The 19085-nt window shown below is 39.0% G+C and carries 12 protein-coding genes and 3 pseudogenes; 6 read left to right on the top strand and 9 right to left on the bottom strand.

Going from position 1 to position 19085, the window contains the following annotated elements; all coding sequences use genetic code 11:
• Nucleotides 1–123 precede the first annotated feature (123 nt).
• On the top strand, nt 124–1296 hold the full coding sequence (gene mdh, locus MWG72_RS13285) for an iron-dependent methanol dehydrogenase (RefSeq protein WP_071850974.1): 1173 nt from the start codon (nt 124–126) through the stop codon (nt 1294–1296).
• Between the two features lie 507 nt (nt 1297–1803).
• Here the strand turns inward: mdh and MWG72_RS13280 are convergent.
• Nucleotides 1804–2985: a helix-turn-helix domain-containing protein gene (locus MWG72_RS13280; RefSeq protein WP_004647792.1), complete on the bottom strand. Its 1182-nt coding sequence runs from the start codon at nt 2983–2985 to the stop codon at nt 1804–1806.
• A 201-nt stretch (nt 2986–3186) separates the two neighbouring features.
• On the opposite strand from MWG72_RS13280, the gene exaC reads away from it, so the two are divergent.
• Entirely contained in the window at nt 3187–4698 is a 1512-nt protein-coding gene (gene exaC, locus MWG72_RS13275) for an acetaldehyde dehydrogenase ExaC (protein WP_247144250.1), read from the top strand.
• A 177-nt stretch (nt 4699–4875) separates the two neighbouring features.
• On the opposite strand, the gene pnuC is transcribed toward exaC, so the two are convergent.
• The 3 genes from pnuC to MWG72_RS13260 are packed head-to-tail and all read right to left on the bottom strand — an operon-like array spanning nt 4876 to nt 8900.
• Nucleotides 4876–5445: a nicotinamide riboside transporter PnuC gene (gene pnuC / locus MWG72_RS13270; RefSeq protein ID WP_247144249.1), complete on the bottom strand. Its 570-nt coding sequence runs from the start codon at nt 5443–5445 to the stop codon at nt 4876–4878.
• A gap of 28 nt (nt 5446–5473) precedes the next feature.
• Entirely contained in the window at nt 5474–7654 is a 2181-nt protein-coding gene (locus MWG72_RS13265) for a TonB-dependent siderophore receptor (protein ID WP_247144248.1), read from the bottom strand.
• Between the two features lie 40 nt (nt 7655–7694).
• A complete protein-coding gene (locus MWG72_RS13260; protein ID WP_155861424.1) occupies nt 7695–8900 on the bottom strand; it encodes a phosphotransferase enzyme family protein in 1206 nt (401 codons plus the stop codon).
• A 768-nt stretch (nt 8901–9668) separates the two neighbouring features.
• Here MWG72_RS13260 and MWG72_RS13255 point away from each other — a divergent pair.
• Nucleotides 9669–10669: pseudogene (locus MWG72_RS13255) on the top strand (IS30 family transposase).
• A gap of 642 nt (nt 10670–11311) precedes the next feature.
• On the opposite strand, the gene MWG72_RS13250 reads toward MWG72_RS13255, so the two are convergent.
• Nucleotides 11312–11500, bottom strand: coding sequence for a hypothetical protein (locus MWG72_RS13250; RefSeq protein ID WP_247144247.1), 189 nt, complete (start codon nt 11498–11500; stop codon nt 11312–11314).
• A gap of 217 nt (nt 11501–11717) precedes the next feature.
• Here MWG72_RS13250 and MWG72_RS13245 point away from each other — a divergent pair, with 217 nt between their 5' ends.
• A complete protein-coding gene (locus MWG72_RS13245; protein ID WP_004281965.1) occupies nt 11718–11891 on the top strand; it encodes a hypothetical protein in 174 nt (57 codons plus the stop codon).
• Nucleotides 11892–11910: 19 nt separating this feature from the next.
• On the opposite strand, the pseudogene MWG72_RS15590 reads toward MWG72_RS13245, so the two are convergent.
• Nucleotides 11911–12412, bottom strand: a pseudogene (locus MWG72_RS15590) (transposase); the annotation flags it as partial.
• A 315-nt stretch (nt 12413–12727) separates the two neighbouring features.
• On the bottom strand, nt 12728–13417 hold the full coding sequence (locus tag MWG72_RS13240) for a GntR family transcriptional regulator (RefSeq protein WP_004647775.1): 690 nt from the start codon (nt 13415–13417) through the stop codon (nt 12728–12730).
• 888 nt (nt 13418–14305) lie between these two features.
• Between MWG72_RS13240 and MWG72_RS13235 the strand changes: the two are divergent.
• Nucleotides 14306–15020, top strand: a pseudogene (locus MWG72_RS13235) (IS5 family transposase).
• A 50-nt stretch (nt 15021–15070) separates the two neighbouring features.
• Here MWG72_RS13235 and MWG72_RS13230 read toward each other — a convergent pair.
• Both MWG72_RS13230 and MWG72_RS13225 read right to left on the bottom strand, forming a co-directional pair.
• On the bottom strand, nt 15071–15982 hold the full coding sequence (locus MWG72_RS13230) for a ParB/RepB/Spo0J family partition protein (protein ID WP_004647773.1): 912 nt from the start codon (nt 15980–15982) through the stop codon (nt 15071–15073).
• Between the two features lie 13 nt (nt 15983–15995).
• Nucleotides 15996–16769: a ParA family protein gene (locus MWG72_RS13225; protein ID WP_004647772.1), complete on the bottom strand. Its 774-nt coding sequence runs from the start codon at nt 16767–16769 to the stop codon at nt 15996–15998.
• Nucleotides 16770–17626: 857 nt separating this feature from the next.
• On the opposite strand from MWG72_RS13225, the gene MWG72_RS13220 reads away from it, so the two are divergent.
• Nucleotides 17627–18799 carry a replication initiation protein gene (locus tag MWG72_RS13220; protein WP_004647771.1) on the top strand — a complete coding sequence of 391 codons (1173 nt, stop codon included), beginning with the start codon at nt 17627–17629 and terminating at the stop codon, nt 18797–18799.
• The last annotated feature ends 286 nt before the right edge of the window (nt 18800–19085 follow it).

Below are 19085 nucleotides of genomic sequence, written 5' to 3'. Positions count from 1 at the left end.
AGAATCAGAAATTTAAATTGGTAGGTATTTGGTAGGTAGGATTCTTTTTAACTTCATCCAATACTTATATTACGGTGAGGGTCACCGATAAAATAATCAATTAATGGTAGAAGGAATCACGCCATGGCTTTTAAAAATATTTCAGATCAAACTAACGGTTTTTATATTCCCTGTGTTTCACTTTTTGGTCCGGGCTGTGCTAAAGAAATCGGGATAAAAGCACAAAATTTAGGTGCCAAGAAAGCGCTGATTGTAACTGATGCGGGGCTGTTTAAATTTGGTGTTGCAGATGATATTGCAAATTATTTGAAAGAGGCGGGTGTTGACAGTTATATTTTCCCAGGCGCGGAACCCAATCCAACTGATATTAACGTGCATCATGGAGTTACAGCTTATAATGAAAATGCCTGTGATTTTATTGTATCGTTAGGTGGGGGTTCCTCACATGACTGTGCCAAAGGCATTGGTCTAGTCACTGCAGGTGGCGGACATATCCGTGATTATGAAGGGATTGATAAAAGTACCGTCCCGATGACACCACTGATTGCAATCAATACTACGGCAGGGACAGCTTCGGAGATGACGCGTTTCTGTATCATTACCAATACCGATACCCATGTGAAAATGGCGATTGTAGATTGGCGTTGTACACCACTCATTGCGATTGATGACCCTAAACTTATGTTGGCCAAACCTGCAGGGCTGACTGCGGCAACAGGTATGGATGCCTTGACGCATGCAGTAGAAGCTTATGTGTCTACGGCAGCAAATCCAATCACTGATGCCTGTGCAGAAAAGGCGATTACCATGATCAGCGAATGGCTTAGCCTGGCAGTGGCGAATGGGGATAATCTGGAAGCACGGGATGCCATGAGCTATGCCCAATATCTTGCCGGAATGGCCTTTAACAACGCCTCTTTAGGATATGTGCATGCGATGGCACATCAGCTCGGAGGCTTCTACAACTTGCCGCATGGTGTTTGTAATGCAATTCTGCTCCCCCATGTTTGTGAATTTAACCTGATTGCTTGTCCTGAACGTTATGCCAAAATTGCCCAATTGATGGGGGTGAATACAGAAGGTTTAACCGTAACTGGAGCAGCTTATGAAGCGATTGGCGCCATTCGTCAGCTTTCGGCTTCAATTGGTATTCCATCTGGGCTGACGGAATTGAATGTAAAAGAAGCTGACTTGGCCATCATGGCGGAAAATGCACAAAAAGATGCCTGCATGTTGACCAATCCACGTAAAGCCAACCATGCCCAAGTGGTAGATATTTTTAAAGCGGCGATGTAGTACCTCAATGTAAGTATTCTCTCCAAGTATCTGACTTACATTTTTAACAGCCCCTGTTTCACTTCCTGAGGAAGTGTGCCAAGAGCAGACATGCATTTTCCTGTTCCTGGCTGATCCTTTTGCCTTCATAAGAGGATAAAAGCGGGGGGTGTTTCTTTTTTATGAAGTCCCCTTCATTATGAATATCGACATTAATCCCATGGTAGAAAAATGCCACTATTTTTTTATAGCCCGTTCTAGCCACAAATAAAATTTCATAGCGCATTATCTTACGATTATATTTGATCCCTGAGGAATAAACTGCGCGTCCTTCAAATGACATGAAGGTGAGCGTAGCTGATATCAAGCATCTAGGCAAACAGCAAACTGGGTAGCCACTGATAAAAATTTTAGGATCAGGTTCAGTCTAAATTAATAAGTAAACTCACAGTAAGCAAGGATAATACTTAATATTCCAGAATATTCCTATTTTAACTGTTTAGCTTTGTACCGACAGTTACATCAGCTTTAAAGATTTTTATATTTTAACAGAGTCTGATGAACGGGATGGTTTTTGGGCATCAGTTCAATCAGGCGTTCTACAGCATCAATCGCTTCAGGAAAATGTGCCACATGTTTCAGCAAGACATCGGTTTCATTAGCCTTAAAAATGGCATCGCTCAGGCGTGATTCCAGACAATCTCTCCAAGCGCATAGAAATGGACTTTCTGTTTTGGCCAGAAATACGCCGGTACATAATTTCAAGGCTGAATCGATATACCCAGCATCTAAAGATTGCTCTGTCATTAAAAAATCAGCCTCTACATGCGCCAATAAACGATAGGGTCTGGAACCCAGCATACCACCTAATAAATCGCGTAATTGTGACATTTCTGCTTTTAAAGTCCCCATACTGACCTTGCGCTCGCCATATAAGGCTTGATGCAATGTATCTAGACTCAGACCCTGCGGACATAAGGCTAGAATGGTCAGAATTTCAATCTGTCGAGGAGTCAGAACCAGCATCTTGCCATTAAACAGCACTTGAGGTACTGAAAAAGCTCGAATAAACAGGCGCTGCTTCTGGCATTCTAGTAGAGCCGACTGGATGATCGTAGCACAGCGCTCCGCAGCTAGTAGTGCTAAACTGTTATGCTTTGGCCAGGTAGTCGACAGATCAATGACACCTAAGACCTGTTTTGAATAGGGATCAATAATCGGGGCAGCGTAACAAACCCAATCATGAATGGAGGACATGTAATGTTCACTGGAAAAGACACAGCTGGATTGTTGAGTTTTTAAGGATAATGCCAATGCATTGGTTCCGACTAGCTCTTCGCGCCATTGCCCACCTTCAATAAAATGTACACTTTCTGCGGCACTTTGCATTTGTGGGCTAGAAGCTGCCCAAATGATGGTGCTGCCGATATCTCCGACCGCCAGCACCATAGAAGATTGCTCGGCAATATGTTTTAAATCCTGAGCACAATGTTGCAGGGCTTGGGCTAAAGTTGAGGAAGAAGTGGTCTTTTTTAAATCCGTCAGCGGTGCTGCTAAACGATTCTTCGGGATTTCAGCCGAGGATGAACGTTGCCAGGAGCTGGCAATACTCTGTCCCAGCTGTTCTGCATGTAAGGGAGACAAACTGCTGTTTTGCCGAAGCTGATCAGTATTGTGCCTTTTTTCCATCAAATCTTGTTTTGTCATCATTCCTTATTCTCACAACAATTCATGATTTACATCCGCTGTAATCGTTATTTTTTTAAAATGGATGAAAATATCGTGAACATGCTAGCCCCAACCTTTTTCCAACCTTATACCAGTTATATTAATCAAATAAGGTGCAGAAGTACCTTATACCAAAGCTGTAGAAGCGGTTTTGCCATACGAAAATAAGCAAAGGAAATAAATATGCGTTACGTCGATCCTAATCAACCTGATTCAAAAGTTCATTTTAAAGCACAATACGAGAATTTTATTGGCGGCGAATGGGTCGCTCCGGTCAAAGGTGAATACTTTGACAACATCTCTCCGGTAGATGGCAAAGTCTTTACCAAGGTTCCGCGTTCTTCTGTAGAAGACATTGAATTGGCACTGGATGCAGCGCACAAAGCCAAAGAACAATGGAACAGAGCATCGCCGACCACCCGCTCCAATATTCTGTTGAAAATTGCCGACCGTCTGGAACAAAATCTGGAAATGTTGGCTGTAGCAGAAACCTGGGACAATGGAAAACCGATCCGTGAAACGCTGGCTGCCGATATTCCACTGGCCATTGACCATTTCCGTTATTTTGCCGGCTGTATCCGGGCTCAGGAAGGTGGCATTTCCGAAATTGATGAAGATACTATCGCCTACCATTTTCATGAACCGCTTGGTGTAGTCGGACAAATCATTCCCTGGAACTTCCCGATTCTGATGGCCGCCTGGAAACTCGCGCCAGCCTTGGCTGCAGGCAACTGTATTGTGCTGAAACCTGCAGAACAGACTCCGGTCAGTATTCTGGTGCTAGCTGAACTGATTCAGGACATTTTGCCGCCGGGCGTATTAAATATCGTCAATGGCTATGGGGTCGAAGTCGGCCGTCCACTGGCGACCAATCCACGCATTGCCAAGATTGCCTTTACCGGTTCAACCGCCGTGGGTCAGATGATCATGCAATATGCGACTGAAAATATTATTCCGGTGACTCTGGAACTTGGCGGTAAATCACCAAACTTGTTCTTTGCCGACATTATGGATCAGGAAGACGATTATCTGGACAAAGCTCTGGAAGGCTTTGCCATGTTTGCCCTGAACCAGGGTGAAATCTGTACCTGCCCTTCCCGGGCCTTGGTACAGGAAAGTATTGCCGATGAGTTTTTAGCGCGTGCAGTAGAACGGGTACAACGCATTAAAACCGGTCATCCGTTAGATACCGACACCATGATTGGTGCGCAAGCCTCACAGGAACAGCAGGACAAGATTCTGGGTTGTATTGCCACTGGCCGTGAAGAAGGCGCACAGATCCTGACCGGTGGTGAAGCACGTCATGAAGTGGGTCAAGGTTTCTATATTGAACCGACCATCTTTAAAGGCACTAATGACATGAAGACCTTCCAGGAAGAAATCTTCGGGCCTGTACTGGCTGTGACCACCTTCAAAGACTTCGATGATGCGATCAAGATCGCCAATGATACGATTTATGGACTTGGTGCCGGTGTCTGGTCACGCTCAGCGCATACATCTTACCGTGCAGGCCGTGCTATTCAGGCAGGTCGGGTCTGGACTAACTGTTATCACATCTACCCTGCCCATGCGGCTTTCGGTGGTTATAAAAAATCAGGGATTGGGCGTGAGAATCATAGAATGATGCTGGATCATTATCAGCAGACTAAAAACTTGCTAGTCAGCTATTCGACCAAACCAGCCGGGTTCTTTTAAGAAGTGAAATACATTCAAAGCGAACTTCGGTTCGCTTTGAATGTATGGTAGCTAGCTTTCACAAAATATCAGCAACATCTTCAAGCTGCGGCCAATTCAAATAAAGTTTTTAGTCTATAAATACTTTTTTTAAAGGAAAGAGCATCACCTCAAATTTCTATTTGCAATAGTGTCATTTCAAGATAATTTCACTCTATAAAGATTTCGCCACATTCTCCAGCCATTGAGTGCCAGAAGAATAAAAATAAAATAAAGCACGGCGGTTAAATACAATGACTTATAGCTATACATGCCGACATAAATCACATCTAACACACACCATAATCCCCAGCTTTCAATATATTTTTTTGCCGCCCAATAACTTGCCACCAAGCTAAAAGAAGCCAACATGGAATCCAACCAAGGGAGTGATGCTGTGGTGAAATGAGCAAATAAGGCGCCAATCACCAGACCGGCGACAATACCCACAATCAGGCTATATACCCAGATTTTTTTATTCAAATAGCCAATCTGCACGGTGATAGCCTGGTCATGATTTTTCTTCGACCAGCTATACCAGCCATACAGTTGCATCAAGATAAATACGGCTTGTAATGCTGCGTCTGCAAATAAATTGACACGATAAAAAATAATCATATATAAAAGTACAGCGACAATATTCACCAACCAGCAGACTTTATATTGTTTGGAGGTCAACCAGACACCTAAAACGTTTAAAATGAACGCTGCAATTTCTATATTTTCCATAGCAATATAACCTGATTAAGCAGCCAATTTAGAAGTTCAGATTGAATGACAAGGTTGCTGTACGCGGCGAACCCAAGAATAAATAATCGTCACCCAAAAATTCACCTGCATCACGCCAGTATTTCTTGTTGAACAGATTATTAATATTCAAGCGTAGCAATGCATCGGTCGTATTTAGTTTAAATTGATAAGCAGCGCCTAAATCAACCACACTATAACCTGCAACTTTCGCAGCACCCTCTTTGTTGGCATATTTGCTGGAACTGTATTGACCACCTGCCAGAACAGTGAAACCTGCAATGCTCGGTACGTTATAGCGAAGATGTGTTGCGAAACGAGCTTTTGGCACGTTTTGCGCCTGATGATTACCATATTCAACCGCTTCCACATTTTCTAAACGGGCTTTGGTCAAGGCTAAAGATGAAGTTAAGACCAGATGGTCGGTTAATGCACCATTCAGTCCTAATTCCAGGCCCTGACTATGCTGTTCGCCTTCCGCAATAAAATAGCGAAGTCCTGAAATCGGCTTGCTATATTGATTGTCCTGACGTAAATCAAAAACGGCTGCAGTCAACAGGAAATCATGGATCTGTTGTTTGAAACCAATTTCATATTGCTCTGAATAGATCGGTGCTAGAGTTTCAGCCGCATTCTCTGCAAACCAAGGCGCTGTTTTTCCATCTGACAGGCCTTTAGCATACGAGGCATAGACGGTAGTCGATTCCAAGGGGCTATAGCTGATCGCAAATTGCGGTAAAAATTTGCCTAAATCAGTATCGCGGACTTTTACCCGATCTGCATCATATGCTTGTTCATCCAGCTCGATCCATTTTCCACCAATCAAAGTAGACCATTTCTCATTCCACTCAATACGATCAAGAAACGTCAATGCAGTTTGTTTACTGTCTAAAGCTTTAAAATAAGGACCTAGATTTCCTTCTTCTGGGATCCTGTCGTAGGTATCTTGGTAAATATTACCAACATAGTCTTCTGAATTTATGTACTGGTTTATACCGTTGTAACGATTTCTAGATTTATCGGTGTAAGTCAAATCAAAGTTAAGGTGATGTTGTACCCAATTGGTATCAATCACCCCATCCAATTTGACTTTAAATTGATTGGTTTTAAAGGTTTCATCTGGATTCTGATAATCGTAAATATCATACTCGCCAGCTTTACCAAACGTGTTACAGGAATACTCTTCCAGACAGCCTTCCCGATAATAACCATAAGCAAAGCTTGAATAGTCATCAACTCTGGATTTACTGTGTGCTGCAACGAGTCCCAGGTTCCAGTCACTATTCAAAGCATAGCTATATTTTAAACTGCTATTCAGACTATCGATCGTGACCGGTTTGCCCCAAGTCTGGTAACCCAGCAATCGATCCCATTTCACATTTTCTGGGACTTTGCCATCGAGTAATTGATAGCCTGGCACTGATCTTTGTTCGGAACGCTGTGCTTCAAGATCAAATTCCAATTTAGATTGCTCAGATGTTTTCCAATCTAAGGCCAATGCCGCTAAATAGCGTTCACCATCCACATGATCGACATAAGACTCAATCTGTTCATTCACCAGATTGATGCGATATCCGAATTGTTGCTCATCACCCCAAAAACCACCTAGATCAGTTGCCACTGAAAACTGTCCATGTTGATCAGCAGAGAATGTCAGGGCCTGGATATCTTTAGGTCGCTTGGTGACATAATTGACCACACCACCCGGGGTTGACATACCACTTTGAATCGCGGAAATGCCTTTTAAAATTTCCACACGTTCTTTGTTTTCAAGTGCAACATTTTGTTCACCACGAATCACATTGCCATTAATGAGGTAGCTTGATGCCAAATCGAGTGCAAAGCCACGCGAGACAAAGTTTGGATAATAGCCAATTGCAGCATAGCCCTCACCGATGGCTGCATCATTTTTTACCACATCGCTCAGCACACGAGCATGTTGTTCAGCAATGAGATCGGCAGTCAAGATAGAGACCGATGCAGGGAGTTTTTGCAGACTGTTCGTAGCAAATCCTTCAACATTCACTTTGGCACTCGAGTAAGGAATGCTTTGATCGGCGGTGATAACAATCGTGTCAAGCTGTTGCACAGCGTCTTCAGCATAAGTCAGCGGGGCTAAACACAGCTGCGACAGAATGATCATATTTAAAGATCGAGTTAATACATTCTGTTTGAGTTGACGAGTGTTCATACGAAACCTTATGTCTGTGAAGTGGGTGATGATGCTGGGTTTAGAGAGAGCATTGAGAAGATTGCAATTCATCTTGAATGAGCCGGGTTAAGGTCTGGGTAAATTGTTGACCTTGTTCGCCAAAGAACCAGTCCACATGACCGATAATCCAGTCGTAATAAGCAGCATCTGCATGTTGCTGGTTTTGAGTAATCCCAACAAAATACTCAAGCTCTGAAAAAGCGAAATCCAAATGCACGATTTTCAGTAGTTCTGGCAAAATACTAAAATCTTCTTGTGGATGTACTTCAGAAAAATAAGCATGTAGAAAGGCGGTTAAACCAGCTTCATCAATCTGAATATGTGGGCTCTGCTCTAATTCCAACCAATCAATGAAATTACGTTCAATCGTCACAGCCAGATCATAAAGTGCAGAGTTTCGGTCAGATAAACCAAAATCAATTACGGCAGTAATTTCAGCTTTGGCATCCGGCGCTGACCAAAACAGATTAGAAGCGTGTAAATCGTTATGGGTCCAAATTTTGCTTGCCTGTTGCAATACAGGCTGAATACGCTGGTGAACCTGTAAGATTCGATCTAAAAAGTAAGGATCTAAATTTTTATCGGCAAAATAACGGCTTAATTCTGAACTGTTTGCAATGCGCTGTTGAATGGCTGTAATGATATTTTCACTGTCTAAAAGCTGCTGATTGGAAACCAAATAAGATGCTGATCTGCCCTGCTGTTCGGGAAAATCCTGCATCGCCAGATGTAGTCTGGCCAGTAAAGCCCCTGCCTTGGCGGCATGTTCAGCATAGAAAAAAGGTTTCCAGGATTGCTGATCTGCATACAGATCTAAACCGGCTGCTTTTGCATAAACTTCATAGGTCCAGTCACCCACCTCTAAAGCAGTCAGATCTTGATTTGACCTAATCAATGCTGCAACAGGAATTTCTTTGCTGGCTAAATGCTGAAGAACGGCATGCTCCTGTAAAATATCGTGGGCACGACGAAATGAACAATGACTGCGCTTGATCAAATACTGATGCGCGACTGCTTCATCCCTGCTCACAAAATCCTGCTCCACCTTGACCAGCGCCGCAGATGAAAATGGCCGGGGACTACACCACAAAATCTGAATATGACCTTGTAAACAGGAATAATGCTGCTGCAGGCTTTGTAATTCTGGATCAGAAATATGTGCCCAGTCTTTATGTTCCCAGGCATTGCCCATACCATGACCTAAATCATCAGTCATTGTGGTCATTATCAATATTCCTGAGCCAGATCATTATGTAATAATGGAAAATCATTGTTTAGGCGAACATGCAAACAGTATTTTTAAATACATTTAATATTGAAGACACGCCCTAAAATTAAGTGGTACATACCAGTATTAAATTGGAGGCAAGTTTAGCCTTATAAATATAAAAATAAAATAGATCTCTCGCATAAATCAAAAAATGATCTTCTTTTTGGTTAATATTCGAACTCCAGATTTCTTAGCATTCGCGCATAATCTGCGGATGAAATACATCAATTCAAACAAGCTTTCTGATCCTCAGTTCAAGCGATAACATAGTTTTGAAATGCACCGTAATTCATTTTCATGACTTCACTAAGTAGCTCTTTAAATCCATGTTCCTCAGCAGCAAATTCTACCAGTGATTCATTGTTCAGATCAGTAACACATGCCATGGTTGTACACTTGAATGATTTTGGTCTTTAATGAAGTTCTTTAACGGCTCAGTATGGATTGCCCAGGTATCGAAGTCTTTCATCTGTATCTGACGAACTTCAATGTCATTGATTTTGATGCTTCGATTCGTTTCTAAAAAAAATCATTCATAATGATGTCTCAAATTAGATTTTAATGACAAAAAAATACCCTGATGGTTATCCCATCAGAGCTAAATATAAAATTATTTATTTCTTAATTTGAAATACTTTGATCAATCAGTTTCTCAATAATATTAGAGGCAAGGCAGAGTAAAACTTGAAGTGCGACATAAACCACCTAATTAATTTAAAGGGTATGGAGTATATAAAATTGTCATACCATCATCTTAACTTTGAAGATCGTACTGCATTAATGCTTGAGTCAAGAAAAGAAGGCTTTTCACCAAGAAAATTTGCCGAACTCATTAAAAGACATCCAAGTACGATCTATGGTGAGCTTAAAAGAAATAGTATCAATGACGTTTATCAAGCTCGATATGCTTCTGATAACACCTTCGCTAGACGTAGACGTAGTCACAGAAAGCTCAAAATCGATTCAATCCTCTGGAGATTTATTGTTGAAGCGATCCGTTGTTTATGGTCTCCTCAGCAAATATCGAAGCGTTTAAAGACAATTCCTGATTTGGATCAAACAATGAATGTAAGCCATACAACGATTTATTCAACGATACGAGCATTACCAAAGGGTGAGTTGAAAAAAGACTTATTATCCTGTCTGCATCATGAAAATAAAAAGCGAAAAGCTAACGGTGAACCTAAAAAAGATTCTATATTACAGGATATTAAAACTATTCATGAGCGCCCAGCCGAAGTTCAAGAAAGATACCGGGTCATTGGGAAGCCGATTTAATTAAAGGTAAAGACAATAAAAGTTCGATAGCAACACTTATTGAACGAAATACACAGCTCTGTATCTTGGCAACATTATCTGATGCAAAGGCAGAATCAGTGCGCAAGGCTTTAACTAAAGCTCTGAAATATTTACCTGAGAACTGCGTGAAACGTTGACCTATGACCGTGGACGTGAGATGGTAAAATTTAGGCATAGATGTATATTTCTGTGACCCACATTCACCATGGCAAAAAGGCACATGCGAAAATATGAATGGTTTAATTAGGCAATATTTACCTAAAGGGATTGATTTAAATCAGGCAGATCAGCATTATTTAAATCAAGTTGCCATGTCACTGAATACTCGTCCTAGAAAAGCGTTAGATTGGCTTACACTATTAGAGAAATTTTCTCAGCTTATTGATTATCATAAGGCTTTTGAAACTATCGCACCTCATGTTTGAATTCGCCCGCCTAAGGTGCTTTGATTCAGTTCTATTGAAGCTTTAAGATAATTTTCAAGCTTAATCTATACAGGTATATTTTGTTGAATTAGGTTTTTTTTATTAGGATATTTAAGGGAAAATTCTCACGGAAAAAATGTTTTTTATCACTGAACCATATACAAGTAGCTAAATTATCCTGCAATTTTTCAACCATCATTGGATGACTACCGTAAACTAGGTAAACAATATCACCAATATAGATATTATTCATCTTTAGTCAGCCAAGTATAAGATCAAAATTCTGAAACTTCTGATAAATAAATTAATGCCATCAATTGAGGACTTTTTTTAAACTGAGAAAGCGTTTATAAAGTCCAATTAAGTCCTTGTCCCATTTCATAAATAATGAGTATTAATGCAATTACCATTAGTAAAATCACAATGGCTTCGACTTTAGTGAGCATCTTAAATTCTCCACCTTTTATCTTTTATATAATAAACAAAGTGAACAATAAATAACAATAAGGTTACAAAAAAATTACTAGATGTTACAAAAACAGGGCTGGTAAAGAAAAATCTCTCAGAGGAGGTGCTAATTCTTTTCAAACTTAACCTTATGTACTGGGCGATGTCCTGTATAAGACTCATGACATACTGCGATTAATCAACACCACCTTCTTCTTCTAAACTTAATAAGAAAGTATGGACACCCTGCATGTCATTTAACTCAATATTATTGCCGATCCATTTCATCGTAGTTGGTTCCATATTGTTTATGTCTTCTTGGATTTTATTGTAGGGGGGATTACCGCAGTTGACCATTGCTATGCTCTTTTTATAATTTGCCATTAAATTATCTTCGCTATAAAAGATTTTTAAGAAAATCGGTCTGTATTTGGCCAATTAACGCTACAAAAAAACTCATCCGATAAGTATTCTTACCTAAACCCAAGGTTCTATAACTTGGATCCTGAATATCTTACATACGCAGACATAGCTCATACATCGGAATTTAAACTTAGCCTCTACACTGAAATTAAGTTTTAGAAACATAGAGGAAATTCAGATGGAAAAGTATTCAAAGATTCTAATCCTGAGCTTATTTGGATTTACTGGAACAGTAGCTATTGCAGATGAATCCATTCCAATAGAAGCAACTGCCGCCGCCGAAGCGCAACAGGTTGCTTTAGATTATGGAAATGAGAAAGACAAAAAATCTGAATCATCTGAAAGCCCTTAATTAAAGGAATGCCGGTCAGTTAAGAAATTGACTGGCATTTTCTTGGGTATTTCTGTGGTGTCCCTTTCACAACTCGTGGGCAACTCCTCACTCCCCTCTCAGGCAAAACATATCTCTTAGATCTTTCCAGTAAACTTTCTAAATGTTTAGGTAAATTACCTGCGGAGTCTAAAGAGTCGAATCTTAATATATTCAGAATGCCAATAGATGCAATATGAAAGCTGGTTCTCAAAGGACTGACTTTTGCACGTTGAGCCATGTGTTTCATTTGTCTTCTTAGAATATTGTAGGCAATAAAGCCCCCATAATTCTTGAAAAACTAAATCAGGTTGCTTGCTCCTCAAATGCTTGCCCTCCTGTAAATCACTTTTGATTTCTCGGTAACACATTTTTATTTCCCAGCGCTGAGCATAAAGCTTCGCCAAGCCTATCAGTGGATATGTCTTTGGGTCCATTAATAAAGTGATATAACGTCTAATTTTCCCTGCCCGCTTAACCTCAATCAAACGCGCTTCCCAATACCCTGTTGCCATTAGAGGCCAAAAGTCGCTGTAAACTGGATCCTGAACTAAAAATCTATAATCAGGAAATCAATAAAGAAGAATAGAAATTAAGTATGGATTGGCAGTCTAAAAACTTTCAAAATGCTTTCAGAACGTTATCGCAATAGAGCTAAAAGCCCCCCTTTTGAGATTCAATCTAGTTGCTGGAATTTATAATTTGCAACTGAGTAAGAATGATTTATGAAGGAGGTCTAATGCTAATCTAAGAAAATAAAAAAATCCTAAAAACATTTAACTTTTTAGGATTTGAATGGTCAGGATATAAATATAAGCTTATGCTTGAATATCTAAGGTCATTTCAATTTTGTCCTGTGACCAGATTTCGATGTCATATTCAATCACTAGATCATCTGATTTTGAAATACGTTCAATATAAGTGGCGGTTTGACTTAAAGGAATACCTAAGTGCTGGCTCTCAAAATGAGACACACCGGTATTTTTAATTTTTAACTGACTACTCGTGTAATTATAATGAAAGTGATTTTTAATGACATCTTGTACCGAAGTAATCACATCATAATTCAGCACATTTGGAAACAGCGCAACAGGTAAATAATTATATTCTAGAAGTACAGGTACATCATCAGCATAACGTAAACGAATAATTTCAATAAAGCCCAATTTACGATTTTCTTCACTAAAAAGATTACTGTGATCCAATCGCTCCAACTGTCTGGTCGAGATTAGTTCAGTTCTGACATTAAAACCCTGTGCCTTCATATAAGAACGAAAATTTTCAATTGAGTTTGGAGAATATTGAATTTTTTTATTACTCACGAACCAGCCGAGATTTTGCCGTTTGAAAATTTTATCTTCGGCACGAAGCTGTTCATAGGCCTTACGCACTGTTTCCCTTGAACAGTCAAACTTTAATGCCAAGTACCGTTCGGATGGAATCATTTGATTAGAACTATAATTTTTCAATTCAGCCTCAATCAAATCTCTGATTTCCATATACTTCATTCAGTGAATCCAGTGAGTGCTCATAAATGATAAAGATAGTACTAAATTAAAGAACAGAGGAAAATTAAAAACAAGGTACGATCAGTAAAAAGATGCATTCCCTTGTTTTAATGAGAATGTTTAGCAGCATGATTAATACGTGATTCTGAGAGAATATCGTTGTCCATTCATAATGTTATCATTTATGCAAAAAGAATAGACTAAATTTGTCTAGGAGAGTGGTGACGGTTCAATCTAACTAAAAGGCATCTACCAAATGGCGGCTATTCGTAATAGTCGACTGAGAAAATCACGTACCTTGATTCTAAGCAGTTATTGCCCACCTCCATACTAGCACGTTTCCTGGCACAGTCCCTATCTGTACACTTGAATGCCTTTGACTATCTAAAGGTAATCTTTAAGAAAATGGGATTTATAGGGCAATATACTAAGATCTCTAGATCTGTTGAATTCGGCAAGCTCACTGAGTGTGGTTCCGTAACGTGACACTAGGTAACGTCTTGGGCTGCTGTCTGTAGGCAAAAATTAAAGCTGTGGTTTAAGGCTGGCATATTTTAAGATTTATTTTAATTTACCACTGATGTCTGGATTTTTAGCTAATTATACCATATCCAAAAACATATATTTACTAATAATTGCTTAGGCTATTTATTATAAAAAACAACCATATATCATTGATATATGAACATTTATTTCTATTTTTTCTATAGACATAAATTAATTAATTTTTTAGGCCCCCATACACTATCTAAGCTGAATCAATTAAAACCTGGTATAAGTCAATGTCACATTGACTTATAGAAATAATATTTAAAAACCTTTTTTTATTTTGAATTAGGGTGTCATCAATTAGCTTGAGAAAATCCTACCGGTCCTCATAATTTCTTCATGAATAAACGCTATGCATTAATAGATGATTGGTGGGAACAGGTTAAAGATCTGTTACCTGGACGAATGGGTACTGTTGGAGTAACGGCCAAAGATAACTGACTATTTGTTGAAGCGCTATCGTTCAGGTATCCCGTGGCGAGACTTACCCGAACGCTTCGGTGATTTTAGAGTAGTGCATACTCGTTTTAGTCTTTGGGCTAAAACAGGTGTGTGGCAGAGAGTCTTTGAAGTGCTGTCACATGACCGTGACAATGAATATGTGATGTTAGACTGCACCCCATTGTACGTGCTTACCAACACAGCGCTGGGGGGAAATCAGGCGAATAGGCGCAGTAAAGGGGGCTTAAGCACCAAAATTCATGCCCGTACTGATGCTTTAGGCAACCCGACAGGATTTTATCTCACGGATGGGCAGGTTCATGACTTAAACGGTTCAGATGTGTTGCTGGACTTATCGTTGAGCCAGACCTGGCTTATGGATAAAGCCTACAACTCAAGGGATCGGGTCATTGATCTAATTTTAGAGGCGAAGGGTCAAGTTGTGATGCCAGCGAAAAGTAATTCTATTGATCAGCGTGATTATGATTGACATATCTACAAGGCAAGACATCTGATCGAGAAATTTTTTGCCAAGCTCAAACAATATCGTGCTATTGCCACACGCTATGATAAATTGGCTCAAAACTTCTTATCAGCGATCTATCTGGCTTAATTGATGACACGCCCTAGTTTGAGATTGTCAAAAAAAAGTGTAGCAAATTGCTACACTTTTTCACTTTTCTGAATCAGCTGTTTTAAAAAATCTTCTAGTTGTAAGAGACTAGCTTCGTCAATTTCCGAGATATTCAGAGAAACCTTAAGCTGTTTTTGATTGAGTTTGATATTCCCCGCAATCTTACCTGCATATTCAATTTTTCTAACCACAGATGTTGTGGTCAGTTTTCCTGGATCCTGACTCAATATTTTTTCAGCATAGGCAGTAACTTTACTTTGCTCTAGTTTTTTGTCTTTTACTTTTTCCCAAGCCCCTAGCAAAGCCTTTTCGGCCTCAGAAAGTTGCTCTATATGATCCGACAGAAATTTTTTGAATGCAGTTGCAGCAGTACGACCTAGTAGGCCTGGTTCCACATCAAGGTCATTTAAAATTACTTGAGGCAGTTTTTCGTACGCTAAATACTTGTACATATCTTCGCGATTTAAACCCAGTGAATTGGCTAAACGTTGCTTGTTTTTCTTTAACTTCTCATCAAGTGAGTTCAGGCCAATAAAAATTTCATAATCTGTCAGGTCCTGACGCTTTAAATTCTCTGCTAAGGTTAACAAAGATGCTTCTACATTATTCGCATCAATGATAATGGCTTCAATCACAGACTTGCCGAGTAAATGGTGCGCCCGTAAGCGCCGCTCGCCTGCAATGAGTTCATATTTCAGATTATCAAGTTTACGCACTGTAATGGGCTGCAAAAGACCGACTTCGTCAATGGAATCCGCCAGTTCTTTTAATTGTGACTCTTCAAATAATTTACGCGGCTGGTTTGGACTACGGCTGATATCCTCAATAGGAACATTACGTCTAAACTCTTTCAGCTCTCTAATATTGTCTTTCTGTGCTTGCTGGTGTTTTTCTGTATTCTGTTTCAGTTTCTGAGCTAAAAGCTCTTTGGTGCTTGCCATAATACTCTCAGGTTTAAACTTTAGCTACAATTTCATTGGCAAGGCTTTCAAAAGCCTTACGTACTTTTGAATTTTTTTCTACGTTCAAAAGTGATTGTTGCAGAATCGCTGCTTGATTAACTTTAGTACTTTGAGGAATGGTAGTCTCTAAAAGTTTTCCTACCTGTTTCAAGGCTTCATTCCGAATCAGCTTACAGACATTCTGACGTTCATCATGCTTAATTAGTAAAGCGCCTAAAAGCTCTAAATCTGGATTAATACGTTTGATCTTTTCAAGATGATTTAAAAGATCTGTTACCCCATACAATCCATATTGTGATCCGGATTCAATAGGGATAATGACATGTGTTGAAGATGCCAGGGCATTGCTGGTTAATAATTTAAGACTAGGTGGACAGTCGATCAATATAAAATCATAAAGATCTTTTAACAGTTCTAACTTGATATTTAACTCTTCAGAAGGACGGGGAGCTTCTTCTTTTAGTTGGTCTTCAGTTTTTCCTAAATTCAAGGAACCATAAATTAATGATACTTTTTCAAAGTTCGTTTCTTCTTGTAATGCATCTGCCAACAACGAAATATCGCCCACTAGTAATTCTGCTGTAGTCACAACAATTTCGCTTGGATGTTGGATCCCAATGTGTAAACTTGCGTTTGCTTGAGGATCTAAATCAATGACTAAAACCTTGTTGCCCAGATTGGCAAGTTCTGAGGCTAGGTGCACAACAGTCGTTGTTTTGCCACATCCGCCTTTATGGTTAGCAACAGTAATAATTTTTGCAGACATGCGTGTCAGATGCTTCCGTATTTGAATGTTTAGTAATATAAATAACTTTCACTCATCTTACTATAGTTTTAAAATTTATAAATCCTATTTGTTCAGATGTAAAACAGCTTAAAAATAAATCTTTAACTAAGCTAGCTTAATTAATAATTAGAATAATTAGTTATTTAGCTAATTAATAATTAAGAGTGCATTTTTATTATATAAAACAAATGCTTAGAGTTTTAAAAGTGGAAGGTTTGTCACCATAAAGTGGAAGGTCTGTCACTCTAAAGTGGAAGGTCTGTCACTCTAAAGTGGAAGGTCTGTCACTCTAAAGTGGAAGGTTTGTCACTCTAAAGTGGAAGGTCTGTCACTAGGGTGGAAGGTTTGTCACTGCTATTTTTTAAACCGCTATTTTTATTTAAAAATAATTTAAAAAACAATTATTTAATATGTTAATAAAGTCTCGTAACTAAGCCTTAAAGGTGGAAGGGTTGTCACTGTATGTTCTTAACCTGTGGATAATCTGTTTTTATTGGATATTTCCTGATGATTATATGTGCAGTTATACCTTTCGAATCTAACTGAAAGGTGGAAGCCTTGTCACATCAGGGTTTCTATTTAACTTAACCTATCTGAATGTGGGTGAAAAAAGTAAAAATAGTCATTCTAAACTGTAATTTCGGGGGCTAAAGGTGGAAGGTCTGTCACTGTAGGGTGGAAAGACTGTATTTAATTCCACTTTAAAGGCAAAAAATCGGATAATAACGCTTTTTTTTGATGACGGACCTTCCACTTTTAGAATCTTGTGGTGAAAGTCTTGAAAGTTTTTCCACTTTTGTATATAAAAACTAAGTCAAATTATAAATATCACGGTTATGACAGAATCTGAACCATTGCAAGAAGAAACGAATTATATTCCCTACTGTATAGGCAACATTCGCCATAATGGCGTTGTCAGTACCAGTAACCGCTTAATTCGCCCAATCGAGTTGTCATCCAATGAATATAAGGCACTTCTATATGCAATGGCGGTTGCGAATTATAGTGAGAAAAATAGGGTAGATGGTGAAATTACCGAACAAACTTATATTTATTTGTATAAGGATGATTTGGCAGATTTACTAGGATTAAATAAACGTAACTCAATTAATGTTGCAATAGATCGGATCTATAAAGAGCTTTCATCCCGGGTAGCTCATTTTATTATTGAGGAGCCTGCTGATAATGGTAAGAGAAAGACTAAAAAAGTACATTCTGTCGTTCCCATTATCCGTGAGTTAAGATGGGAAGATGACTCTAAAAATGCGATTCAGATTCGTTTTACTAGTGAGGTGTTGCCGTATTTCACTCAACTGGCTGGGGGTAATTTTACTACCTATCAGCTAAAACATCTTTTTGCCCTAGATTCTGTTGCCAGTATGAGTCTTTATACTTATTTCATTAAAAACGAATTTAAGTACGCCAATCAAAAGAGTTATGAAGTGCCATTACTTTTAGAAAACTTGAAAGCACTGATTGATATTAATGAAACCAAATATGATCGCTGGGTAGATTTTAGACGCTATGTATTAGACAAAATAGTGGCAGAAATTAACGAAAATACAGATCTACAATTAGAGTATGAAACCGTTAAGAAAGGCCGTCCAATTGTAGGTGTGAATTTTAAACTGCATCATCGGATTGCTGATAAGGCACTGGATGAAATTGCAGTGATTGAAAAAATCTATCTTGATGTTCCATTTGAAGACAATGCATCCGTAAAAGAATTAGGGGCTAAATTCGATACGAATGTACGTTCTTGGTATATTTTTAATAATGATGAAAATTATCAGCAGTTCAAGAAGTGGTTTAAAAAAGTAGGATGCCTCACTGACTCTCAAGCAAATATTGTCATTAATGACACTTTATTCCAAATGGATTTTGCTGAAATTGGTATGGGGCTGAATGACTTTAAACGAAATATGAAGCATAAACTTAAAAATAATCCAGAATTCGTTCAAAGTATTCGTGAAAGACTGAATGATATTTTTGGTAAAGAGCTGATCTAGCGAAAAGTGTAGCAACTTGCTACACTTTTTTAAATATATGTTTGTAAAGAATACAAGTGGTAAGGACCCTAGGATAAAAACGACTCTGTTGGATAAAGGCTTTAGAGATAGATCTTCCCTAAGTTATCCAAATTCAAGTGACAACTTGGGTATGAGGTCTGCCTAATTCCTTAAATCTATTCAAAACGTAAGTGTTCGCTGAACACACCTTATGAATTCATCCTATAAGCCTTAATTTAGTCCCCACTTAAAAACAAGTGGGGACTAAATTTATGACTACAAATAA

The organism is Acinetobacter lwoffii, assembly GCF_022967985.1.
Classification (GTDB): Bacteria; Pseudomonadota; Gammaproteobacteria; order Pseudomonadales; family Moraxellaceae; genus Acinetobacter.
The sequence above is the reverse complement of the archived record's forward strand: the minus strand, read 5'-3'. Positions and strand labels throughout refer to the sequence as shown.